We start from the raw sequence: 21,786 nt of genomic DNA, 5'->3' as shown, positions 1-21,786 counted from the left end.
CGCCGGTCGGCCCTACGGCGGGTACCCGCTACTGCCGGTACCCGCTCAGGAACCGCCCGATCCGGCTGATCGCCGCGTCCAGGTCGTCGGCGTAGGGGAGGGTGAGGATGCGGAAGTGGTCGGGGCGGGGCCAGTTGAAGCCGGTGCCCTGGACGACCTGGATCTTCTCGCGGAGGAGGAGGTCCAGGACGAACTTCTCGTCGTCGTGGATCTTGTGGACCTTGGGATCGATGCGCGGGAAGGCGTACAGGGCGCCCTTCGGTTTCACGCACGAGACGCCGGGGATCTCGTTGAGCTTCTCCCAGGCGCGGTTGCGCTGTTCGTGCAGGCGGCCACCGGGGGCGGTCAGTTCGTGGATGGACTGGCGGCCGCCGAGCGCGGCCTGAATGGCGTACTGGGCAGGCGCGTTGGCGCACAGCCGCATGGAGGCGAGCATCGTCAGGCCCTCCAGATAGCTGCGCGCGTGCTGCTTGGGGCCCGTGACGACCAGCCAGCCGGAGCGGAACCCGGCGACGCGGTAGGTCTTCGACAGGCCGCAGAAGGTGAGGACGACCAGGTCGGGGGCGAGTGCGGCGGCCGTGTGGTGCACGGCGTCGTCGTACAGGATCTGGTCGTAGATCTCGTCGGCGAAGACCAGCAGGCCGTGGCGGCGGGCGAGGTCGAGGATGCCCTCGATGATTTCCTTGGGATAGACCGCGCCCGTCGGGTTGTTGGGGTTGATGATGACCACGGCGCGGGTCCGGTCGGTGATCTTCGCGGCCATGTCGGCCAGGTCCGGGTACCAGTCGGACTGTTCGTCGCAGAGGTAGTGCACGGCCTTGCCTCCGGCGAGCGTGGTCACCGCCGTCCAGAGGGGGAAGTCCGGGGCTGGGATGAGGACTTCGTCGCCGTCCTCGAGCAGTGCCTGTACGGCCATCGACACCAGCTCGGAGACACCGTTGCCGAGGAAGACGTCGTCGACGCCGACCTCCAGGCCGCGGTCCTGGTAGCGCTGGGCCACCGCGCGGCGGGCGGAGAGGATGCCCCGCGAGTCCGTGTAGCCGTGTGCCTGCGGGAGCATCCGGATCATGTCCTGGAGGATCTCGTCCGGCGCCTCGAAACCGAAGAGCGCGGGGTTGCCGGTATTGAGGCGCAGCACGCTGTGGCCCGCCTCCTCCAGCGCGTTGGCGTGCTCGATCACCGGGCCCCGGATCTCGTAACAGACCTCGCTGAGTTTGCTCGACTGCCGGAACTCCATGCGCTGTGCCCTCCGGTTCGTTGTGATGCTTGGTTTTACCAAGTAGGCACTTGGAAAGTCCAACAACATGTCTAGACTGCGTCGCATGTCACCTCGCCGAAGCTACGACCAGTACTGTTCCGCTGCCCGGGCGCTCGACGCCGTCGGTGACCGCTGGACCCTCCTGATCGTCCGCGAACTCCTCGGCGGGCCGCGCCGCTACACGGACCTGCACGCGGACCTGCCCGGCGTGAGCACGGACGTCCTCGCGTCGCGGCTCAAGGACATGGAGCGCGACGGGCTGACCACCCGGCGGCGACTTCCACCGCCCGGCGCGGCATACGTCTACGAACTCACCTCGCGCGGAAGGGAGTTGCTTCCCGTGCTACAGGCACTCGGTGACTGGGGCGCCGCCGAGCTCGGCGAGCGTCGGCCCACCGACGCCGTACGGGCGCATTGGTTCGCGTTGCCGCTGTTGCGGGGGCTGGAAGGCGAGGGGCTGGTGGAAGTCCGCCTGGACGAGGGGGAGTTCCATGTGTGGCTGGGAGCCGAGGAGGGGCCCGTGTACGGGGACGGGCCCGCCCGGGAGGAGCCGGACGTCCGGCTGTGCCTCGACACGGCGACGTGCGAGGCCGTGAGCCGGGGGGAGTCGACCCTCCTCGACGCGGTGCGGGAGGGGCGGGTCGGGGTGGTGGGGGAGGGGACGTTGGCGAAGGGGTTGCGGGAGGGGTGAGGCGGGGAAGTTTTTCGCCCCCTCCGCCTCTACCCGTCCCGCATCTCTGAGGCTCCGCCACGCTTCAGCCCGTCCGGCGTTTGAGGACGAGGCCGTTGAGGCCGAAGCGGGGGTCTGGGGGCGGCAGCCCCCAGATACGGGATGGGCAGGGGCGGAGGGGGCGAAAAACCACCCCTGCCCATGGGCGGTCAGACGCCCCGCGGCACCCGCGACGGTCGCCCAGACCCGCGGGTCAGTGCGTATCCGCCGATGCCCGCCAGGGCGGCGAGCACGCCACCGAACGCGGTCCACACCCACCGGTCGGACCACCACCCGGAGGCCCACCCGTCATCGGGTTCCAGAGACGACAGCGTGGCCGTGGTCGCCCCCTCGGAGTCGTCCGAGGTGTCCCCGGTCGTCGCAACCCCAGGAATCAGCGGCTGCGCGAGCGCCCCGTCCACCGCCGCCGCGCCGCCGATCTCCTTGGAGTCCACCTGGACCTCGGCGCTCAGCGGCAGGCCCAGATCGGAGGCCTGTAGACCGGTCGCGGTCAGCCGGATGTAGTACGTGCCCGGCAACGGGTCATCGGCCCAAGTCTCCGACCAGGCACGGACGTTGCGCAGAGTGCAGGACAGCTCCACGGACGCCGCGTCCTGCGCCGCCGTCCGCGTCTGCGCCCCGTACTGGCACGCCTGACGGCGCCGCAACCCGTCGTACACATCGAGCTGCCAGGTCTGCGCAGCGGTCCGTGTCGAGGCGTCCGGCAGCCGCACCGTCGCCTTCACGGTGGGCCGCTGACCGGCGTCCGCGGGGAACGACCAGTACAGGAAGTCGCTCGTGGACCCGCTCGCGGTGGCCTGCTGACCCTGCTCGATCTCGGTCGCCGTACGGAACGACGTACCGGCCTGGGTGGGTCCGGCGCTGTCGTCCGAGGGGCTCGCCGAGGGCGAGGAGTCGGCGACGGCGGGGGCCGCGGCCACCCCGAGGAGGAACAGGGTGATGGTCAACACTCGTCGGATACGCATCAGTTGGTCCTCCATACGGCGACCCGCAGGCGCGAGATCCAGCCCCACAGCACACCGGCGAGGAAGCCGGTGAGCACGAGGGCGCCGAGCAGCCACCAGCCGCGCCCGAGGCCGAACGAGGCCACGTCGGAGGCCTGGTCCGGCGCGTCGACGACATCGACCGTCAGCTCCAGTGGCAGTCCGGGTGTCGTCTTCACGCCCCCCGCGGCCGAGAAGGAGTTGGCGACCTGGATACACACCGTCTCGGCGGTGGCGTTCTCGTCGTCGCTCTCGGCCTTCGGATAGCGCAGCCCCGTCGAGATGACGTCGGTTCGGCCGCTGCCGGCCGCCTCACCACGGACGATCTCCCGTCCGCTCAGGGTGACGGCCCGCAGCAACACCCCGTAGTCCGGGCTGACTTCGCGGTCCGCGGCGACACTCACCGAGGCGCGCAGCTCCTGGCCCGGCTCGACGTCGACGCGGTACCAGCGGTGCTGCGCGAACTCCTCACGGTCGGTGAAGAGCCCCGACTCGATCGTGGGCGCCTTGGCGCACGACTCGGCGCCCTCGACCGCCTGCGGCACGACCACCGGATCGGCGGCGCGGTCCACCAACTGGTTGACCTTGTCGGTGAGTTCGTCGGTGTGTTCCACCGACGTGTATGTGCCGCCGGTGGCCTCGGCGATGCAGCTCAACTGCTCGCGCATCTTGGTGTTCGGCACCAGTCCGAGCGTGTCGATGGTGAGACCGATGCCCTTGGCCGCGATCTCCCGGGCCACCTCGCAGGGGTCGAGCGGGGCGCAGGTGTCCTCGCCGTCACTGATGAGGACGATGCGCTTGGAACCGTTGCCGCCGTCGAGGTCGTCGGCGGCCTTGAGCAGCGCGGGCCCGATCGGGGTCCAGCCGGTGGGGACGAGGGTGGCGACGGCGGTCTTCGCCTCGGTCCGGTCCAGTGGGCCGACCGGGTAGAGCTGTGCGGTGTCCTTGCATCCCGTCTTCTGGTCGTCGCCGGGGTAGTTGGCGCCGAGTGTGCGTATCCCGAGCTGGACTTCCTCGGGCGTTGCGTCGAGCACCTCGTTGAAGGCCTGCTTCGCCGCGGCCATACGTGACTTGCCGTCGATGTCCGTCGCCCGCATCGAACCGCTGACGTCCAGTACCAGGTCGACCTTGGGAGCGGCCTGCTCCGCCGTTTCGTCGGCGACCGCGCCGGCCGGGTAGGCGATTCCGGCCGCCAGGGCGGCGATCAGAGCACAAAGCCCTGTCGCCAGCCGTTGTCTTGTGATCATCGGCGGATCCTATTGACCAAAGGTGTCGTGCTTCAAAACGAGACCTCACAACGAGACCTCACTACGAGGTTCACCACGAGATTCACAACAAGGTTTTCACAAGGAGGAGTTGAGGAGCGGGTTGGGTAGCTGTGCCCAGGTGTCCCCGGGTGTCTCCGGAGAAAGCCGCATCAAGGTCAGCGCCTTGGTGGGGAGCGGCTCGTTCCGGAGGGCCGCGAGGTCCGGGGAGTCCGGCAGATCGGGTACGACCGTCTCCAGCGCCTCGCGCAGAGCGGCCGTCGATCCCGCCGTCGCGCCCAGTGTGCCGCCGACGAGGGCGCCGAAGAGCTTGCGGCGCAGGGTGGTCACGTCGTCGGTGACGATACGGCCCGCGAGGTCCGGCACCGGGATGCCGTGGCGGGCCAGGCGGGCCGGGCTGATCCTGATGTCGGCCAGGTCGCGATAGACGAGCCGGAGAGGGGTGCCCGTGGGGGAGAGGACCACGAGGAGGTTCTGGCCGTGCGCCTCCAGGGCCACGCCCAGGTCGAGCAGGCGCAGACCGGCGGTGAGGGCGAGACGGGTGAACTCGGCCATCCAGGCCGGAGATTGGGGCAACCCGGTGGTGGCGAGGGCGGCCACCGGGACGACCCGCTCACCGGAGTTCGCGTACATGTCCGGGGACTCCCTCAACACCGCCGCGAGATCAGGGCTGTTGGCGGTGGCGGCGCCCAGGGTCCGGGTGATGTGCAGCGGCACGTCCGGACGCTCCGCCATCGCCTCCATGAACGCCGAGACCGTCGCGGCCGTCTCGATCGAGTACACCGAGATGTCCCGCACGGAGGAGGTCAGCCGGGCGCTCAGCGCCGTCTTCACATGCGGCCCGTCCGGCAGGGCGAGGGTGCGCAGGGACATCAACGGGTGCGCGACGAAACCTTCTTGACGCAAGCCGCCTCCGTCGAGGCCCCCTTTGCTGAACCCGCCTCCGCCGAGGCCCCCCGTGCCGAACCCGCCTTCGCCGAAGCTCCCCTCGCCCAAGCCCCCCGCCGCGCCCGTCTTCTCCTGGCCCGGACCGCCCAGCACATGCGCCGTCTGCCAGGGGTGGACCGGAATCAGCACCCGCTCCCCGTCCCGCAGCCACTTCGGCCACTCTCCCGTCACGAGACAGTCGTCCGAGGCCACCAGCCCCAGCTCCACCAGCGGCCGGTGCTCCGGCCCGTACGCCAGCTGCTCGGCCGCCGAGAACCCGGGCCGCGAACGGCAGTTGGGGTGGTAGGGGTGCCCGTCGACGACCCGCTGCTCCCACTCCCAGCCTGCGACCGGCTCCTGGTCGGCGGCAGGCTGACCTGCGCGGGACAGGGCCAACGAGGCGACGCTGTTGCCGAGTTCAGCGGCGAAGGAGGCGGCGTGCGGGACGGCGAGGGCTGTCAGGAGCCGGTCCGGGCGGTCGTGCCAGGTGCCGTCGAGCCGTACCTCGGTGACGTACGCGGTGGTGGCGTACGGATCGGCGCGCGGGCCGTGCAGCCGGCGGCCGTCGGTCAGCCGCAAGGTGAGACCGTCACGCCCCGCCTCGCGGCGCGCGACCCAGGGCATCGGCTCGTACGCCAGCGCACGCCACAGCCGGGTCAGTACGGCCGCCCGCGCGCCGGGCAGCGCGGCCGCGTACGACGCCGACAAGCCGGGCCGGACAACACTCAGTTCCTCCGCGAGCGTGACCTCGGCCTCGGGTGTGGGGGGACGGTGCACGGTGGAGCTCCTTGGGTACGGGGGCGTTCGTCGAGTGGTCGCTCGCGACGAGGGTCTGTCGCCGCGGTCGCCGAAGCCCGACGTCGACACACATAATGATCACCAGAGCACCGTATGGAACGAATGGATCGCGTGGCCCCCATGCCCCCCATGCTCCCCCCGCCACCCGGAAACGACCTGAACGACGGCCTTCCCGGGGACCGCACGGACGACAGAGAAGAAGCCGCCGACGAGTATGCCGCGGCGCCGTTGCTCAATTGTCTGCTGCGGGAGGTGGGAGAGCCCGCCGGGGCCCCCGGCACATACCGGCTCCGTGCCAGTGACCGGCTGATCAGGGTCCGCGGCAGCCGCCGACCGACCCGCCCCGAGGTGTACGCCGACGACACCTGGCACCGGCTCACCCACGCCGAGCTGATCAAACTCACCGCCGAGGAACTGCGCGCCTTCACCGGTCTGGCCAATTCCGAACTGCCCACCGAGATGACCGACAGCCGGGACGCGGTCGCCGCGATCCTCGCCGCGCGGGCCCGTGCCACGCCGCCCGCGGACCCGTATCTGCGCTCCGAGCAGTCCCTGATCACCGGGCATCCGCACCATCCGGCCCCCAAGGCCCGCGGCGGCGGCCCGGTCGCCGGCTGGCTGCCGTACGCACCCGAGGCGTACGCCCGTTTCCCGCTGGAGCTGCTCGCGGTACGCGAGGACGCGGTCGTCGAGGAGGGCGACACGACAGCGCTCGACAGCCTCGGGGTCCCGCCGCCCGGCTACCGGATGCTCCCCGCCCACCCCTGGCAGCTCGACCTGGTCGCCGCCCGCCCGGCGATCCGGGACGCCTTCGCGGACGGCCGGCTCGTCCGGCTGGGGCGCACCGCGCACCCGCTCTGGCCCACGGCCGCGATCCGCACGTTGTACGACCCCGACCCCGACCCCGACGCCGACTTCTTCCTCAAGTTCAGCCTCGATGTGCGCATCACCAACGACATCCGCCGGCTGTGGCGCCACGACCTGCTGAAACTGCGCCGCACGGACGACGCGACCGCGACGGCGTTCGCGGCCCTCCCCGGCCCCGCGGCGTGGCTGAGCGACCGCGGCTACCGCACCGCCGACTTCGCCTTCGAGGAACTCGCCGTCATGGTCCGCGACGGACTGCGCGCCCATATCGTCCCCGGTGCGACCCCGCTCCTCGCGGCCGCCCTGGTCGAAGGCTTCGACGGCAGCCCCCTCGACCGGCTCACCGACCCCGCCGACTGGTGGGCGGCGTATCTGCGCCAGGTCGTGCCCCCGGCACTGGAGGTGTTCGCGCGTCACGGCGTGGTGGTCGAGGCACACCTTCAGAACACGGTGGTGGCGGTGGACGCGGGCGGCATGCCCGTGCAGGCGCTCTTCCGGGACGCGGAGGGGGTGAAGCTCCTGGCGGACGTGGACCGGGCCGCCGGGTGGGAGCGGTTGGTCTACTGCCTGGTCGTCAACAACATCACCGAGGTCGCCGCCCTGCTGGCGGAGGACCACCCGGGTTGGGACCCGTGGCCCGCCGTACGGACCGAGCTGGCCCGGCACGACCTTCCCGAGATCGCGGACCTGCTCTCCTCGCCCACCCTCCCCGGCAAGACGAACCTCCTGCTGCGGTGGACGGGCGCGGACGGGGCGGACGCCCGCTATGTGCCGCTGTCGAATCCACTCGCGAATGCACCGGCCGGCGAATAGTCCCGACGCCGCAGGTGACCGGCCGTTTCACCGTGGCCGGCTTCAGCCCCTGCTGCCGGGTTGACGGCCTGCGACGGTCGCGCCCTCCGCCCGAAGATCCTCGTCCGCGAGGAACCGGTGTCGGCACTCCAGGTGTCCGCGCAGGCGCAGGCGGTCAGCCTCCTCAAGGAGCCGCAAGGAGGCTTCGGGCTCGGTTACGTCTTCGTCGCGCATGACCTGACCGTGGTCCGGCACGTTTCCGACGAGGTCGCCGTCAGGTGTCCGGGGCGGATCGTCGAGAATGGCGAACGTGACACCGTCTACGTCCGCCCCGCGCCTCCCCGCCACCCGGATCAGCGGATCAATGGCCTGTTCCGGCCACGGAGTCGACGGTCGGACCACAACAGGTGGCGTGCCACTTCGCCGAGCACCGACGAGCCGTGCCACCGAGCACCACCGAGCACCACCGAGCACCGACGAGAACGGAAACGCAGCGCATGCTCCAGCAGGAGATCTTCCGGGTCGACGACCTCGGATGGATGCGTGATCTCACGCGGGCCCACCCCTGGGCGACCCTGATCAGCCACACGCCCCACCGCGGACTGGTCGTCTCCCACCTGCCGGTGCTGGTGGACGACGCGCCGCACGGCACGGGGGACGGCGTCCCCACCTTCCTCGGCCACCTCGCCAGAACCGACGCGGAGGCGCACGAACTCGGCTCCCACGAGGTCGTGATCGTGCTCCAGGGGCCGCACGGCTACATCTCGCCGCGCTGGTACGAGGAGACACCGCACGTTCCGACGTGGAACTTCACGGTCCTGCACGTCCACGGCCGTCCCGAAGTCCTCGACCCGGCGGACACCTACGACGTACTGTCCGCCACCGTCGACCACTTCGAGGACCGTTTTCCCGAGCCATGGCGGCTGGCCCGGGTGGAGACCTACGCCCACCGGATCGCCGCCGCCGTCACCGGATTCCGGTTGTCCGCCACCAAGGTGACGGCCAAGGCGAAGCTCAGCCAGGACGAGTCCGAGGACATCGTGCTGCGCCTTGCCGACGCCCTTGATTCCGACGGGCCGTACGCCGGTCCCGAACTCGCCCGCGCCATGCGCGACACCCGGAGGAAGCCGTGACCACCACGAACACCGCCAGCGCCGAGCCGATCACCCTGTGCCGCGTCCACCTCGGTGCGGGCGGACCGCTGAGCGATGTCCGTATCGAGTCCGGTCTCGTAGCGGCCGTCTTTCCGGCGGGCGAATCACCGCGCGCCGACGGGCGGAGCATCGATCTCGACGGCCGCACCCTGCTGCCGGGGCTGTGGGACTCGCACGTACACATGGTCCAGTGGGCGGGTCTGCGCCGTCGGCTCGATGTGTCCGGCGCCGGTTCGGCGCGGGAGGCCGCCGACGCGGCCGGCGAGCGAGCCGCCGTCCTGCCGCCCGGTGAGCCGGTGATCGGCCACGGCTTCCGCGACGGACTGTGGCCGGACGTGCCTCACAAGGACCTCCTCGACGCCCTTGTTCCGGACCGCCCCGCCCTGCTGATCAGCATGGATCTGCACTGCGCCTGGCTCAACTCGGCCGGCCTCGCCCTGCTGGACCGCGGTGACCACGCCACCGGCCTGCTCCTTGAGAACGAGTGCATGCAGGCCATGGCCGAACTCGCCACCGCTTCGGTGGAGTTGACCGACCAATGGGTCCAGGACGCCTGTGTGGCCGCCGCCGCGCGGGGGATCACCGGCATCATCGACTTCGAGTTCGCCGACAACATCACGGACTGGACCCGCCGAATGGACGGCGCCGCGGTGCCGCTCCGGGTGGCGGCCTCCATCTGGCCCCCGCACCTGGACGCGGCGATCAGCCGCGAGCTCCGCACCGGCCGGCCCCTGGACACCCCCGGCGGGCTGCTGGAGGTCGGACCATTCAAGCTGTTCACCGACGGCTCGCTCAACACCCGCACCGCGTTGTGCCACGAGGCGTACCCGGGCGCGATCCCCGGCGCTCCCGGCTCCCACGGACTGGAGCAACTGTCCCCGCAGGAACTGGTGTCCCTGCTGCGTCGCGCCTCCTCCCACGGGATCGAACCCGCCGTACACGCGATCGGGGACCGCGCCAACGAGATGGCCCTCGACGCCTTCGAGGCGGTGCGCTGCCGCGGCCGTATCGAGCACGGCCAGCTACTCGCCGCCAAGGACATCCCGCGCTTCGCCGAACTGGGCGTCATCGCGAGCGTCCAGCCCACCCACGCGGTCGACGACCGGGATGTCGCCGACCGGCACTGGGCGGGCCGGACCCACCGGGCCTACGCCTTCGCCGACCTGCTTGAGGCCGGGGCCGTCCTGGAGTTGGGCTCCGACGCCCCCGTCGCGCCCCTCGACCCCTGGCTGACCATGGCGTCAGCGGTGACCCGGACCGGCGACGAGCGCCCCGCGTGGCACCCGGAGCAGCGGATTCCGGTGGCGGCCGCCCTCGCGGCTTCGTCCCAGGGGCGGCGGCTGATCCGGGTCGGCGACCGGGCGGACCTGGTGGTGACCGACGCCGACCCGCTCACCGCGGACGTCCGGACACTGCGCGAGATGCCGGTGCACGCCACCATGCTCGCCGGTGCCTGGACCCACGGCCCCTCGCTCTGACATGTCGGCGGTCACCCTCGGTCACTATGCTGACTTCATGCCGGAGGCCGGAAGCAAGGGGCACACCGCCACTGACGGGCCGCTCGGAGGACAGGGGACGTGCATGCCGGTCGAATCCTCGCGGACGCTGCGAGAGGTCACCGCGACCCGCTACGTCGCGCCCCTGCACTCCGGTGGTTCCGTGCCCGGAGTCGTCGAGGCCGATGACCTGGGGACGTATGTCGTGAAGTTCACGGGTTCCGCGCAGGGCACGAAGGCCTTGGTCGCCGAGGTGATCGTCGGTGAGCTCGCGCGCGCCCTCGGGCTGCGGTTCCCCGAGCTGGTCCTGGTGCACTTCGATCCGGCGGTCGCCGCGCACGAGCCCCACCAGGAGGTCCAGGACCTGCTGCGCGCCAGCGCCGGGCTCAACCTCGGCATGGACTATCTGTCGGGCGCAAAGGACTTCACCCCGGAGATCGCCGAGACGTTCGCCGTCGACCCGCTGGAGGCGGGCAAGGTCATCTGGCTGGACGCCCTCACGGTCAACGTCGACCGCACGGTGCACAGTTCGAACCTGATGATCTGGCCCACGCTCGGTTTCGCGCCCCCGCGCCTGTGGCTCATCGACCACGGCGCCGCCCTCGTCTTCCACCACCGCTGGGACACCTCGGCGCCGGAGAAGTCGTACGACTTCAGACGCCACGCCCTCGGCGGCCACACCCCGGACACCCGCGCGGCGGACGCTGCACTCGCCCCCCTCGTGACCGAGGAGCTGCTGCGTGGGATCACGGCCGAGGTCCCCGACGCGTGGCTCGCGGACGAGCCCGGTTTCGCGACCCCCGACGAGGCGCGTGAGGCGTACGTCCGTTATCTCCTCGCCCGGGTGCGGGCCTCCGCGCAGTGGCTGCCCACCGGCTTCCCCACCGGGGGACAACTCGCCGCTGAGGACGCGGACCGCGCGGCGAAAACCCGGCGAGGACGGCCGAACTGGCTCAAGCAGGTACCTGACCTGCACGGCAAACCGGCAGCGGAACAGGATTGGTCGGTACACCTCGGATGACCACGGAGAAGACGGAGAAGACGGAGAACATGGCGGACGTCGTCACGGACACGGAGCCCTCGCACACCCCTCACCGCGTCCAGATCGAGTACTGCACTCAGTGCCGCTGGCTACCCCGTGCGGCCTGGCTCGCCCAGGAACTCCTCACCACCTTCGAGACCGAGTTGACGGAACTCGCCCTCAAGCCCGGCACCGGCGGTGTCTTCGTCGTACGTGTGGACGACGAGGTCGTCTGGGACCGCCGTGAGCAGGGCTTCCCCGAGCCGACGGCCGTCAAGCGCCTCGTACGCGACCGAGTGGCCCCGGAGAAGTCCCTGGGCCACTCGGAGAAGTGAGCGTCAGCCGACCAGTTGCTCGTACGCGGGCAGCGTGAGGAAGTCCGCGTAGTCCTCGTCGAGGGCGACCTTCAGCAACAGGTCGTGCGCCTGCTGCCAGTTGCCCGCGGCGAAGGCCTCGTCGCCGATCTCGGCGCGGATGTTCGCGAGTTCCTCGGCGGCGATGCTGCGCGCCAGCTCGGGCGTCGCGGTCAGGGCCTTGCCCTCGTGCTCGAACACGACCCCCGCGTTGATCCACTGCCAGATCTGTGAGCGCGAGATCTCGGCGGTGGCCGCGTCCTCCATGAGGTTGAAGATGGCGACCGCGCCGAGCCCGCGCAGCCAGGCCTCGATGTAGCGGATGCCGACCTGGACGGCGTTGACCAGGCCGTCGTACGTCGGCTTGGCGTCGAGGGAGTCGACGGCGATCAGGTCACCGGCCGCCACCGAGACGTCCTCGCGCAGCCGGTCCTTCTGGTGGGGCCGGTCGCCGAGGACCGCGTCGAAGGAGGCCATGGCGATCGGGACGAGGTCCGGGTGGGCCACCCATGAGCCGTCGAAACCGTCGTTCGCCTCACGGTCCTTGTCGGCCTTGACCTTCTCGAAGGCGACCTTGTTGACCTCTTCGTCGCGGCGCGAGGGGATGAACGCCGCCATGCCGCCGAGCGCGTGGGCGCCCCGCTTGTGGCAGGTGCGGACGAGGAGCTCGGTGTACGCGCGCATGAACGGGGCTGTCATCGTCACCGCGTTGCGGTCCGGCAGCACGAACTTCTCGCCGCCGTCACGGAAGTTCTTGACGATGGAGAAGAGGTAGTCCCAGCGGCCGGCGTTCAACCCGGAGGCATGGTCGCGGAGTTCGTAGAGGATCTCGTCCATCTCGTACGCGGCGGTGATCGTCTCGATCAGGACGGTCGCGCGGACGGTGCCCTGCGGGATGCCGACGTAGTCCTGTGCGAAGACGAAGACGTCGTTCCAGAGGCGCGCCTCCTGGTGCGACTCCGTCTTCGGGAGGTAGAAGTACGGGCCCTTGCCGAGGTCGAGCAGGCGCTGCGCGTTGTGGAAGAAGTACAGGCCGAAGTCGACGAGCGCGCCGGGGACGGGCGTGCCGTCGGTGTCGACGAGGTGGCGCTCGTTCAGGTGCCAGCCGCGCGGCCGCATGACGACGGTCGCGAGTTCGTCGGCCGGCTTGAGCGCGTACGACTTGCCGGTGCGCTCGTCCGTGAAGTCGATGTTCCGGGTGTACGCGTCGGTCAGGTTGACCTGACCGAGGACCACGTTCTCCCAGGTGGGCGCGGAGGCGTCCTCGAAGTCCGCGAGCCAGATCTTTGCGCCGGAATTGAGGGCGTTGATGGTCATCTTGCGGTCGGTGGGGCCGGTGATCTCGACGCGGCGGTCGTTCAGGGCCGCCGGGGAGGGGGCCACCCTCCAGGAGTCGTCCGCGCGGATCGCGGCCGTCTCCGGGAGGAAGTCGAGCGTGGAGGTGCGGGCGATCTCGGCGCGGCGCTCCGCACGGTGGACGAGGAGCTCGTCACGCCGGGGCGTGAACAGCCGGTGCAGCTCGGCCACGAAGGCGAGGGCCGCGTCGGTGAGAACCTCTTCCTGCCGGGGCAGGGGCTCGGCGTCGACGATGGCCAGCGAGGACGGCGCTGGTGCGGACATGAGCTGTCACTTCCTTCAGCGAGCGTGGCACCGGGTGCCAGTCAATCTGAGTACGGCTGTGAGCGCCTGCGGAGCCGCCGGGCGCTTCTGAACAGTGGATACTAGTTTCCTCATGGTGGAAGTTCAATGGTTTGTTGATGTCGAGATTCTCTGAGTCGAGGGAAGTTGGCGCTCAGTGCCACCCCGTTCACTCAAGGTGGACCAGGTCTTCCGCCGTGTCGATGTCGTACGGCTGTGCGACGTCTCCGCACTCGACGAGAGTGATCGCCCCCGCGTACTCCTTCAGGTAGGCGCGTGCCCCGCGATCCCCGGTGGCAGTCGCGGCGATACCCGCCCAGTGGGCGGCGCCGAAGAGAACGGGGTGACCGCGCACCCCCTCATAGGCGGCCGAAACCAGCGACGACTCGCCCTGATACGCGGCAAGGACCCGGCCCACCGCCTCGGGGCCGATACCGGGCTGGTCGACGAGCGACACCAGTGCGGCCCGCGCTCCCGTGCCCGCCAGCGAGTGGAGCCCCGCGCGCAGCGAGGAACCCATGCCCTCCTCCCACTCCGGGTTGTCGACGAGCGTGCAGCCGGGCAGCGAAGCCTGCCTCCGTACGGCGTCGGCCCCGGCCCCCAGGACCACGTGGACGCGCGTGCAGCCGCCCGCGCGCAACACCTCGGCCGCGTGTTCGACAAGGGGTCGCCCCCGGTGGGTCAGGAGCGCCTTGGGCCGCCCCCCGAGGCGCCGGCCGCCGCCGGCTGCCAGCAGCAGCCCGGCCACCTGGTCTTTGTTCACCGTCATGTCCCCTGCATACCGGACCCGGCCGGGACGCGCTCCGGGACCCCGGCGGACCGCACGAATTCCGAGGGCTGAATTTCGGTCAGGGGAGTGGCGCCCACGGCGCCGGGTGGCGTTTACTGGCCCGCGTCCCTCGGCGCCCGACCACCGCCATGGGGTGTCCGACGGACGTACGACGGACTTGCGCACACGGACGTGCGAGGGGGGAGAGCTGTGTTGCGGAGCTTGGGGCAGAGGCCAGTGACCGGCAGCGACGAGGACCCGAGAGTGGCGGAACTGCGTACCGCCGTCGCTCGGCTGCGCCGTCAACTCGCCGCACATCCCGCCGAGTTCCCCGACCGGGGCATCGCGGAGGACGAACTCGCGGCCCTCGCCGCGATGACCATCAGCGGCATCCCCGAAGTCCCGCGCCTACGCCGCTCCCTGTTACTGGTCGCGGGCTCGATCGGCTCGGTCAGCGCACTGGCCACCAGTCTTGCCGACGTCCGCAGCGCGGTGGAGCTGTTCGGGGAACCGCCGCGACGGTAGGGCTGGGCCCCGGGACCGCCGTGACGGTGGGTCTGGATCCGGGGAACTGCCTTGACGGTGGGGCTGGTTGGCCCGGGGAGCCGCCGAGACGGTGGGCCGGGTGGATCCAGGGGATGGCCGTGATGGCGGGTCGGTCGGGGCCGGCTCGGCGAACCGCCGCAGCGGTAGGTCCGGTGGATTCGGCGCACCGCCCGGCGGCGGTCACGCACCGCCCGACGCAGCTCACGCCACCCAGTGTGGGCGCCCCGCGTCCGTCCCGGCCGCGTCGAGTCCGCTGTCCAAGGCGGTCGCCACACGGCGTACTGCGTCATCGAGGACGTCCGGCGACAGTGTGTACGGGAACCGCAGGCGCTGTTCGTGTGTGCCGGGATCGGCACCGAAGCGGGCGCCGCCCTCGACGCGTACCCCCTGCGCCAGCGCCGCACGGGCCAGCGCCGAGGCGATCGGACGGCCCAGGTCGATCCACAGGGTCAGCCCGCCGGGCGGCAACTGCCAGCGCCAGTCCGGGAGATGACGGCCCAAGGACTCGGCGAGCGCGTCCCGCTGGGCCCGCAGCCGTGGCAGCCGCTCGCGCAGTACGTCGTCGGTGCGCGCCAGCAGACCGAGCGCGACCAACTGGTCGAGGACCGGGCCGCCCATGTCGGCCGGCACCCGCGCCGTCGCCAGCTCCGTGATCAGCCGGGACCCCGCCCGCACCCAGCCGACCCGCAGCCCGCCCCAGTGCGTCTTGCTCAACGACCCTACGGTCACGATCTGTTCGGCCATCCCGCGCGGCGCCAGTGACGCGAAGGGCGCAGGCGACGGAACGTCCAGCGCGATCTCCGACATCGTCTCGTCGATCAGCAGCCAGGTACCGGTCGCACGCGCCGACTCCATTACGGCCAGGCGCTGTTCGGACGGCATCAGCCGCCCCGTCGGATTGTGGAAGTCGGGGATCAGATAGGCGATCCGGGGCGCCGCCTGCCGCAGAGCGCAGTCGATCAGAGCCGAGTCCCAGCCCCTCTCCGTGACCGGCACGGGAGTTGTCCGCAGCCCGGCGCGGCGGATCGCGTCGAGGGCGTTCGGATAGGAGGGGTTCTCCACCAGCACCCGGTCGCCGGGCCGCCCGAGCAGACCCAGCGTCAGGGACAGGGCCTGCTGCGCCCCGGCCGTGATGAGGATCTGGTCCGGCAGCGTCGGCAGCCCGCGCCGGGTGAACCGCTCGGCGACCGCGGCCCTCAACTCCGGGATTCCGTACGGGTGATAGCCCGGTGTCGACGCGTAACGGGCCAGCATCGTGCCCGCCGCGGCGACCGCCTCCGCGAGCTCCGCCTCGGGCGCGCCGGGCGCCGCGAAGGCGAGGTCGATCACCCCGTCGTCGACAGGGAACGACGCCACGTTGGTCGGGCGGTGCCCCGCGGGGAGCTCCGTCCAGGTACCGGCACCCCGACGGCTGCGCGCGAACCCGCTCTCGCGCAGGAGGTCGTACGCCGCCGTCACCGTGGCCCGGCTGATCCCCAGCGCCGAGGCCAGCTCCCGCTCGGCGGGCAGCCGGATGTGCAGCGCGATCCGGCCGTCGAGGAGCAGTTTCCGTACGCCGTCCGCGAGCGCGCGATAGCCGGGACGGCCGTCGGTGTGGGGCGCGGCGGACAGCAGCCCCGCCAGCTGCCGGCTCCCCAGCGTCCTGTCCGCGGAGTGGACCACCGGTCCGTTCACCATGCCAACTCCCTCGTATTGGCCCTGTGGGGCAGGCCAATCAGCCTACAGACTTCCGGGAGACAGTGAATTCGGCCCGTCTGATTGGCCTGGGAAGGGGAGCAGTGAGATGAAAGCCGGGAAAACTCGCCTCTACGGGAAAGAAGCCGCCGACGTCACCGACCGCCTGGAGCGAGAGCTGCAACGGCGTCAGGAGGAGCGCCAAGCAGGTGTGCCTCTGCGGGAGTGGGCGCGGGGGCTGCTCGTCAGGTCGCCGAGGCGAGGGGGCGGGCGCTGATGGCCGCCGACGGAGGGCGCGTCGTCGTCGGGGTCGGCGGCTCGCTCGCGAGTCTCGCCGCGCTCCGGGTCGCCGCCCACGCTGCCCGCGAGAGCGGCCGTACGCTTGTCGCCGTCCTGGCCTGGGAGCCGCCCGAGGGCGAAGCCCTCTACGTCAGGAACCCCGAGAGCGCCTGGGCCGCCCAGTGCGAACGCGAGGCCCGAGCCCGTCTGGACCGGGCCTTCGACGAGGTCTTCGGCGGTGCGCCCCAGGGGGTCACCGTCCGCCGACGAGTGATCCGCGCCCGCCCGGATCGCGTCCTGTGCGCATGGGCCGCGGACCCGGGCGACCTGCTCGTCCTCGGCGCTCGCACCGGCCCGCGTCGGGCGGCCGTCCGCCGACGCGTCCTGGCGCGGGCCCGTTGCCCGGTCCTGTTGGTCCCCGCCCCCGCGTTCCCGAGGCGGGAGCGCCGAGCGCTGCGGCGCGCGACGACCGGGGACTTCGAGATGCCGGCCTGAATGGGCCAGGGTTTGATCAGGCCGCCGGGCCCGAGCTCGCCAGCGCCGCGGAGAGTTCCACCGCGACCTGCTGCAGCACGGGCACGATCTTCTCGGTGGCCGCCTCGGTGACGCGGCCCGCCGGGCCGGAGATCGAAATGGCGGCGGCGGTGGGGGAGTTGGGTACGGTGACGGCGAGGCAGCGGACCCCGATCTCCTGCTCGTTGTCGTCGATCGCGTAGCCGAGCCTGCGCACCTCTTCCAGTGCGGTCAGGAAACCGTCCGGCGTGGTGATCGTCTTTTCCGTCGCGGCGGGCATACCGGTCCGGGCCAGGAGTGAGCGCACCTCGTCGGCGGGAGTGTGGGCGAGCAGTGCCTTGCCCACGCCCGTGGAGTGCGGCAGCACACGGCGGCCCACCTCGGTGAACATGCGCATCGAGTGCTTGGACGGCACCTGGGCGACGTAGACGATCTCGTCGCCGTCGAGCAGCGCCATGTTCGCGGTCTCGCCGGTCTCCTCGACCAGACGCGCGAGGTAGGGGCGGGCCCAGGTGCCGAGGAGCCGGGCGGCGGATTCCCCGAGCCGGATCAGGCGGGGGCCCAGCGCGTACCGGCGGTTGGGCTGCTGACGTACGTAACCGCAGGACACCAGTGTGCGCATGAGGCGGTGGATGGTGGGCAGCGGCAGACCGCTGCTCACGGCGAGCTCACTCAGGCCGACCTCGCCCCCGGCGTCCGCCATCCGTTCGAGCAGATCGAAGGCGCGCTCGAGAGACTGGACACCACCGCTCGGCGAGGATGACTTGGCGGCGTCGGTGGTGCTGGCGCTGGACGACGGCACGGGCGCGGTCCTTTCACGGCTCAGAATCAGGAGGAGCGGCCCGCAGGGCCTCGAAGAGGGCGGTGGCGGGCGACAGGCGGGCAGTGGTGCAGCCTATCGGGGAGCCGGCCGGCTCCCCTTTCGTGCGTACCTACGTTCTGCTGGGCGGAATTGTAATTCCACTTTGTGGAAACGTCCAGAGTGGGCAAGCGGGGAGCAGAGTGGAGAAGTGTCCCCTTGACGGCGCGTGGGTCGAAGTGAAGACTCCTTCAACAGAACGTTGAATTTCGTTACGCGGAAGTAAACAGCCGCGTCGGGAGTCAACAGGGCAGAGAGAGGGGTCCGGGTGTCCGACGTCGAACTGGTGCTGCGCTCGACGCGCGTCATCACTCCCGAAGGTACGCGCGCCGCCTCGGTCGCGGTCGCCGGGGGAAAGATCACGGCCGTACTCGCGCATGACGCGGAGGTGCCGGCCGGTGCCCGCATCGAGGACTTCGGCGACGACGTCCTGCTGCCCGGCCTCGTCGACACCCACGTGCACGTCAACGATCCGGGGCGTACGGAGTGGGAGGGCTTCTGGACGGCCACGCGTGCGGCGGCCGCCGGCGGCATCACCACCCTGATCGACATGCCGCTCAACTCCCTCCCGCCGACGACGACGGTCGACAACCTCCGTACGAAGAAGGACGTCGCCCGCTCCAAGGCGCACATCGACGTCGGTTTCTGGGGCGGCGCGCTGCCCGACAACGTCAAGGACCTGCGCCCGTTGCACGACGCGGGCGTCTTCGGTTTCAAGGCGTTCCTGTCGCCGTCGGGCGTGGAGGAGTTCCCGGAGCTCGACCAGGAGCAACTCGCCCGGTCACTGGCCGAGATCGCCGGCTTCGGCGGCCTCCTGATCGTGCACGCCGAGGACCCGCACCACCTCGCCGCCGCCCCGCAGAAGGGCGGCGGGAAGTACACCGACTTCCTCGCCTCGCGCCCGCGTGACGCCGAGGACACCGCCATCGAGAACCTCATCGCCCAGGCGAAGCGCCTCAACGCGCGCGTGCACGTGCTGCACCTGTCGTCGAGCGACGCGCTGCCGCTGATCGCCGCAGCGAAGGCGGAGGGCGTACGGCTCACGGTCGAGACGTGTCCCCACTACCTCACGCTCACCGCGGAGGAAGTCCCGGACGGCGCAAGCGAGTTCAAGTGCTGTCCGCCCATCCGTGAGGCCGCCAACCAGGACCTGCTGTGGCAGGCCCTGGCCGACGGCACCATCGACTGCGTGGTCACCGACCACTCGCCCTCCACGGCCGACCTGAAGACCGACGACTTCGCGACCGCCTGGGGCGGCATCTCCGGGCTCCAGCTGAGCCTGTCCGCGGTCTGGACGGAGGCCCGCGCACGCGGGTACGGCCTGGAGGACGTGGTGCGCTGGATGTCCGCGCGCACGGCGGAACTCGTCGGCCTCGGTGACCGCAAGGGCGCCATCGAGGCGGGCCACGACGCCGACTTCGCGGTCCTCGCACCGGACGAGACCTTCACCGTCGACCCGGCCGCGCTCCAGCACCGCAACCGCGTCACGGCGTACGCCGGCAAGACCCTCAGCGGGGTCGTCAAGTCCACCTGGCTGCGGGGCGAACGCATCGTGTCCGCAGGGGAGTTCGGCGAGCCGACGGGGATCCTGCTGAGCCGCCGGCCCTAGTCGCACCACCCGCACCCGCACCCGCAGCGGCCGACCTTCGAAAGGCAGACCTGATCATCGTGACGGCGCAGCAGCAATCCTCTCCGGACCGGTTCACCGGCGACGCGAACCCCTATGGAGGCGGCGACCCGTACGCGGACTACCGCACCGCCGACTTCTCCTTCACCCGGTACACCAACCTCGCCGACCGGCAGCTCGGCGCCGGGGTCGTCGCCGCGAACGACGAGTTCTTCGCCGAACGCGAGAACCTTCTCGTGCCCGGGGAAGCCGAGTTCGACCCCGAGCACTTCGGCCACAAGGGCAAGATCATGGACGGCTGGGAGACCCGCCGCCGGCGCGGTGCCTCGGCCGAGCACCCGTGGCCCACCGCCGAGGACCACGACTGGGCCCTCGTGCGCCTGGGCGCGCCCGGCGTCGTACGGGGCATCGTCGTCGACACGGCGCACTTCCGCGGGAACTACCCGCAGGCGGTGTCGGTCGAGGGCGCCTCCGTTCCTGGCTCTCCCTCGCCGCAGGAGCTGTTGGCGGACGACGTGAAGTGGACGACGCTCGTCCCGCGCACGGCGGTCGGCGGCCACGCGGCCAACGGCTTCGCGGTGTCGGTGGAGCAGCGCTTCACCCACCTGCGCGTCAACCAGCACCCCGACGGTGGCATCGCGCGCCTGCGCGTCCACGGCGAGGTCGTACCGGACCCCGAGTGGCTCGCCGCGCTCGGTACCTTCGATGTCGTCGCCCTGGAGAACGGTGGCCGCGCCGAGGACGCCTCGAACCTCTTCTACTCCCCTGCCTCGAACACCATCCAGCCCGGCCGCTCCCGCAAGATGGACGACGGCTGGGAGACCCGTCGCCGCCGCGACCAGGGCCACGACTGGATCCGCTATCAGCTGGTCGCCCGGTCGGAGATCCGCGCGATCGAGATCGACACGGCGTATCTGAAGGGCAACAGCGCGGGCTGGGCCTCGGTGTCGGTGAAGGACGGCGACGGCGGCGACGGCGGGGGAGACGGTGACTGGACGGAGATCCTGCCCCGTACCCGTCTCCAGCCCGACACCAACCACCGCTTCGTCCTCGACACCCCCGCCGTGGGCACCCACGCGCGCGTGGACATCTTCCCCGACGGCGGGATCTCACGACTGCGCCTGTTCGGCTCGCTGACGGAGGAAGGGACGGCGCGACTGACGGCCCGCCATCAGGAACTGGGCGGCTGAGGAGATCCTTCAGCCCGTCCGGCGTTTGAGGACGAGGCCGTTCAGGCCGATGGCGATGGTCTGGGGGCGGTACGGCGCGATGCAGACGCCCGCCGGCCGGGCCTCCAGCCTCGGCCGCCCCGTGCCCGGAGCCCCCAGGTAACGGGACGGGTAGGGGCGGTAGGGGCGAAGAAAACCCGCCCCTACGCCGCATGCCCCCCGTCCACCGAGAACTCCGCCCCCGTGACATATCCCGCCTCGCTCCCGGCGAGATACGCGACCATCGACGCCACCTCGTCAGCCGAACCGAACCGCCCCAGCGCGGTCATCGCCGCCTGCCCGGGCCCGTACGGCCCACCCGCCGGGTTCATGTCCGTGTCCACCGGCCCGGGGTGGACGATATTGGCCGTGATCCCCCGCTCGCCCAGCTCACGGGCAAGCGCCTTCGTGAGCCCGACCAGGGCCGACTTGCTCGTCGCGTACAGCGTGCCGCCCGGCCCGGGCACACGTTGCGTCATACACGTACCGATGGTGATGATCCGCCCGCCACGGCCGAGGTGGAGCGCCGCCGTCTGGGAGGCCAGGAAGACCCCGCGTACGTTGACGGAGAGGACCCGGTCGATGTCGGCGAGGGACAGCGAGTCCAGTGGACCGAGCAGCCCGACGCCCACGTTGTTGACCAGCACGTCGAGCCGTCCGAACGCCTCGGCCGCCCTCCGTACCGACTCGACGGTCTCCACCGCTTCCGCGGAGTCCGCCCGCAGGGCCAGCCCACGCCTGCCGAGCGCCTCGATCCGCCGTACGACGTCCTCGGCGGCGTCCTTGTCCCGCACATAGGTGATGGCCACATCGGCGCCCTCCTGGGCCAGCCGCAGGGCTGTGGCGGCCCCGATCCCCCGGCTGCCGCCGGTCACCAGGGCCGCCGCGCCGCTCATGTTCTCCCGTGAGGTCATGAGTCCATTCCACCGGCCGCGCTGCCCGGATGCTGGCGGCAAACGGACGATGCGCTAGCTGCGGCAGCAGGCCCCGCGGACGGCCGGAGCTCTTCGCTCCGCCTTCCGCGTTTCC

At 71.1% G+C, this 21,786-nt stretch carries 20 protein-coding genes; 10 read left to right on the top strand and 10 right to left on the bottom strand.

Features of this window, described 5'->3' with window-relative positions; genetic code table 11:
• Positions 1 to 28: 28 nt before the first annotated feature.
• Positions 29 to 1,237, bottom strand: a complete 1,209-nt coding sequence (locus ACIPC1_RS20560) for a pyridoxal phosphate-dependent aminotransferase (protein ID WP_402518879.1) — start codon at positions 1,235 to 1,237, stop codon at positions 29 to 31.
• An 85-nt stretch (positions 1,238 to 1,322) separates the two neighbouring features.
• Between ACIPC1_RS20560 and ACIPC1_RS20555 the strand changes: the two genes are divergently transcribed.
• On the top strand, positions 1,323 to 1,949 hold the full coding sequence (locus ACIPC1_RS20555) for a winged helix-turn-helix transcriptional regulator (protein ID WP_402518877.1): 627 nt from the start codon (positions 1,323 to 1,325) through the stop codon (positions 1,947 to 1,949).
• Between the two features lie 188 nt (positions 1,950 to 2,137).
• Here the strand turns inward: ACIPC1_RS20555 and ACIPC1_RS20550 are convergent, their stop codons facing one another.
• The 3 genes from ACIPC1_RS20550 to ACIPC1_RS20540 all read right to left on the bottom strand — a co-directional run bounded on the left by ACIPC1_RS20550 (position 2,138) and on the right by ACIPC1_RS20540 (position 5,940).
• Positions 2,138 to 2,953, bottom strand: a complete 816-nt coding sequence (locus ACIPC1_RS20550; RefSeq protein ID WP_402518876.1) for a hypothetical protein — start codon at positions 2,951 to 2,953, stop codon at positions 2,138 to 2,140.
• Positions 2,953 to 4,218, bottom strand: coding sequence for a VWA domain-containing protein (locus tag ACIPC1_RS20545; RefSeq protein WP_402518874.1), 1,266 nt, complete (start codon positions 4,216 to 4,218; stop codon positions 2,953 to 2,955). Before ACIPC1_RS20545 ends, ACIPC1_RS20550 begins: the two co-directional genes overlap by 1 nt.
• 96 nt (positions 4,219 to 4,314) lie before the next feature.
• The gene (locus tag ACIPC1_RS20540) at positions 4,315 to 5,940 is read right to left on the bottom strand and encodes an IucA/IucC family protein (RefSeq protein ID WP_402518873.1); all 1,626 of its coding nucleotides are present in this window, start codon (positions 5,938 to 5,940) and stop codon (positions 4,315 to 4,317) included.
• Between the two features lie 114 nt (positions 5,941 to 6,054).
• Between ACIPC1_RS20540 and ACIPC1_RS20535 the strand changes: the two genes are divergently transcribed.
• Positions 6,055 to 7,641, top strand: coding sequence for an IucA/IucC family protein (locus ACIPC1_RS20535; protein ID WP_402518872.1), 1,587 nt, complete (start codon positions 6,055 to 6,057; stop codon positions 7,639 to 7,641).
• 42 nt (positions 7,642 to 7,683) lie between these two features.
• Here the strand turns inward: ACIPC1_RS20535 and ACIPC1_RS20530 are convergent, their stop codons facing one another.
• Positions 7,684 to 7,854 (bottom strand): hypothetical protein, encoded by a 171-nt coding sequence (locus tag ACIPC1_RS20530; protein ID WP_402518870.1) that lies wholly within the window; start codon positions 7,852 to 7,854, stop codon positions 7,684 to 7,686.
• 263 nt (positions 7,855 to 8,117) lie between these two features.
• Here ACIPC1_RS20530 and ACIPC1_RS20525 point away from each other — a divergent pair, with 263 nt between their 5' ends.
• The 4 genes from ACIPC1_RS20525 (at position 8,118) to ACIPC1_RS20510 (ending at position 11,626) form a co-directional block, all read left to right on the top strand.
• Positions 8,118 to 8,753 (top strand): FMN-binding negative transcriptional regulator, encoded by a 636-nt coding sequence (locus ACIPC1_RS20525; RefSeq protein WP_402518869.1) that lies wholly within the window; start codon positions 8,118 to 8,120, stop codon positions 8,751 to 8,753.
• Positions 8,750 to 10,252, top strand: coding sequence for an amidohydrolase (locus ACIPC1_RS20520; protein WP_402518867.1), 1,503 nt, complete (start codon positions 8,750 to 8,752; stop codon positions 10,250 to 10,252). The genes ACIPC1_RS20525 and ACIPC1_RS20520 overlap by 4 nt, the downstream gene beginning before the upstream one ends.
• A 103-nt stretch (positions 10,253 to 10,355) precedes the next feature.
• Positions 10,356 to 11,291, top strand: a complete 936-nt coding sequence (locus ACIPC1_RS20515; protein WP_402518865.1) for a HipA family kinase — start codon at positions 10,356 to 10,358, stop codon at positions 11,289 to 11,291.
• A 29-nt stretch (positions 11,292 to 11,320) separates the two neighbouring features.
• Positions 11,321 to 11,626: a SelT/SelW/SelH family protein gene (locus ACIPC1_RS20510; RefSeq protein ID WP_402519511.1), complete on the top strand. Its 306-nt coding sequence runs from the start codon at positions 11,321 to 11,323 to the stop codon at positions 11,624 to 11,626.
• A gap of 3 nt (positions 11,627 to 11,629) precedes the next feature.
• Here the strand turns inward: ACIPC1_RS20510 and aceB are convergent, their stop codons facing one another.
• The gene (gene aceB / locus ACIPC1_RS20505; RefSeq protein WP_402518864.1) at positions 11,630 to 13,264 is read right to left on the bottom strand and encodes a malate synthase A; all 1,635 of its coding nucleotides are present in this window, start codon (positions 13,262 to 13,264) and stop codon (positions 11,630 to 11,632) included.
• A gap of 187 nt (positions 13,265 to 13,451) precedes the next feature.
• A complete protein-coding gene (locus ACIPC1_RS20500; RefSeq protein ID WP_402518863.1) occupies positions 13,452 to 14,051 on the bottom strand; it encodes an NTP transferase domain-containing protein in 600 nt (199 codons plus the stop codon).
• 210 nt (positions 14,052 to 14,261) lie between these two features.
• Here ACIPC1_RS20500 and ACIPC1_RS20495 point away from each other — a divergent pair, with 210 nt between their 5' ends.
• Entirely contained in the window at positions 14,262 to 14,576 is a 315-nt protein-coding gene (locus ACIPC1_RS20495; protein WP_402518861.1) for a DUF5955 family protein, read from the top strand.
• 222 nt (positions 14,577 to 14,798) lie between these two features.
• Here ACIPC1_RS20495 and ACIPC1_RS20490 read toward each other — a convergent pair whose 3' ends face one another.
• Positions 14,799 to 16,274: a PLP-dependent aminotransferase family protein gene (locus tag ACIPC1_RS20490; protein ID WP_402518859.1), complete on the bottom strand. Its 1,476-nt coding sequence runs from the start codon at positions 16,272 to 16,274 to the stop codon at positions 14,799 to 14,801.
• Between the two features lie 273 nt (positions 16,275 to 16,547).
• Between ACIPC1_RS20490 and ACIPC1_RS20485 the strand changes: the two genes are divergently transcribed.
• Positions 16,548 to 17,045 carry a universal stress protein gene (locus ACIPC1_RS20485; RefSeq protein WP_402518857.1) on the top strand — a complete coding sequence of 166 codons (498 nt, stop codon included), beginning with the start codon at positions 16,548 to 16,550 and terminating at the stop codon, positions 17,043 to 17,045.
• Between the two features lie 16 nt (positions 17,046 to 17,061).
• Here the strand turns inward: ACIPC1_RS20485 and ACIPC1_RS20480 are convergent, their stop codons facing one another.
• On the bottom strand, positions 17,062 to 17,865 hold the full coding sequence (locus tag ACIPC1_RS20480) for an IclR family transcriptional regulator (RefSeq protein ID WP_402518855.1): 804 nt from the start codon (positions 17,863 to 17,865) through the stop codon (positions 17,062 to 17,064).
• A gap of 325 nt (positions 17,866 to 18,190) precedes the next feature.
• On the opposite strand from ACIPC1_RS20480, the gene allB reads away from it, so the two are divergent.
• Together allB and alc are read left to right on the top strand one after the other, a co-directional pair.
• A complete protein-coding gene (allB, locus tag ACIPC1_RS20475) occupies positions 18,191 to 19,531 on the top strand; it encodes an allantoinase AllB (RefSeq protein WP_402518854.1) in 1,341 nt (446 codons plus the stop codon).
• Positions 19,532 to 19,590: 59 nt separating this feature from the next.
• Positions 19,591 to 20,739 (top strand): allantoicase, encoded by a 1,149-nt coding sequence (alc, locus tag ACIPC1_RS20470; RefSeq protein WP_402518852.1) that lies wholly within the window; start codon positions 19,591 to 19,593, stop codon positions 20,737 to 20,739.
• 182 nt (positions 20,740 to 20,921) lie between these two features.
• On the opposite strand, the gene ACIPC1_RS20465 is transcribed toward alc, so the two are convergent.
• Positions 20,922 to 21,671: a 3-oxoacyl-ACP reductase family protein gene (locus ACIPC1_RS20465; protein WP_402518851.1), complete on the bottom strand. Its 750-nt coding sequence runs from the start codon at positions 21,669 to 21,671 to the stop codon at positions 20,922 to 20,924.
• Positions 21,672 to 21,786 lie beyond the last annotated feature (115 nt).

The organism is Streptomyces sp. NPDC087263 (assembly GCF_044744645.1).
Taxonomy (GTDB): domain Bacteria; phylum Actinomycetota; class Actinomycetes; order Streptomycetales; family Streptomycetaceae; genus Streptomyces.
Note: the sequence above shows the minus strand (reverse complement) of the source record. Positions and strands in the feature narration are given on the sequence as shown.

Excerpts from the sequence above, each read along its gene's own strand:
- ACIPC1_RS20560 (WP_402518879.1), bottom strand. The coding sequence starts at position 1,237 with ATGGAGTTCCGGCAGTCGAGCAAACTCAGCGAGGTCTGTTACGAGATC.
- ACIPC1_RS20555 (WP_402518877.1), top strand. The coding sequence starts at position 1,323 with ATGTCACCTCGCCGAAGCTACGACCAGTACTGTTCCGCTGCCCGGGCG.
- ACIPC1_RS20550 (WP_402518876.1), bottom strand. The coding sequence starts at position 2,953 with ATGCGTATCCGACGAGTGTTGACCATCACCCTGTTCCTCCTCGGGGTG.
- ACIPC1_RS20545 (WP_402518874.1), bottom strand. The coding sequence starts at position 4,218 with ATGATCACAAGACAACGGCTGGCGACAGGGCTTTGTGCTCTGATCGCC.
- ACIPC1_RS20535 (WP_402518872.1), top strand. The coding sequence starts at position 6,055 with ATGGAACGAATGGATCGCGTGGCCCCCATGCCCCCCATGCTCCCCCCG.
- ACIPC1_RS20530 (WP_402518870.1), bottom strand. The coding sequence starts at position 7,854 with ATGCGCGACGAAGACGTAACCGAGCCCGAAGCCTCCTTGCGGCTCCTT.
- ACIPC1_RS20525 (WP_402518869.1), top strand. The coding sequence starts at position 8,118 with ATGCTCCAGCAGGAGATCTTCCGGGTCGACGACCTCGGATGGATGCGT.
- ACIPC1_RS20515 (WP_402518865.1), top strand. The coding sequence starts at position 10,356 with ATGCCGGTCGAATCCTCGCGGACGCTGCGAGAGGTCACCGCGACCCGC.
- ACIPC1_RS20510 (WP_402519511.1), top strand. The coding sequence starts at position 11,321 with ATGGCGGACGTCGTCACGGACACGGAGCCCTCGCACACCCCTCACCGC.
- aceB (WP_402518864.1), bottom strand. The coding sequence starts at position 13,264 with ATGTCCGCACCAGCGCCGTCCTCGCTGGCCATCGTCGACGCCGAGCCC.
- ACIPC1_RS20500 (WP_402518863.1), bottom strand. The coding sequence starts at position 14,051 with ATGACGGTGAACAAAGACCAGGTGGCCGGGCTGCTGCTGGCAGCCGGC.
- ACIPC1_RS20490 (WP_402518859.1), bottom strand. The coding sequence starts at position 16,274 with ATGGTGAACGGACCGGTGGTCCACTCCGCGGACAGGACGCTGGGGAGC.
- ACIPC1_RS20485 (WP_402518857.1), top strand. The coding sequence starts at position 16,548 with ATGGCCGCCGACGGAGGGCGCGTCGTCGTCGGGGTCGGCGGCTCGCTC.
- ACIPC1_RS20465 (WP_402518851.1), bottom strand. The coding sequence starts at position 21,671 with ATGACCTCACGGGAGAACATGAGCGGCGCGGCGGCCCTGGTGACCGGC.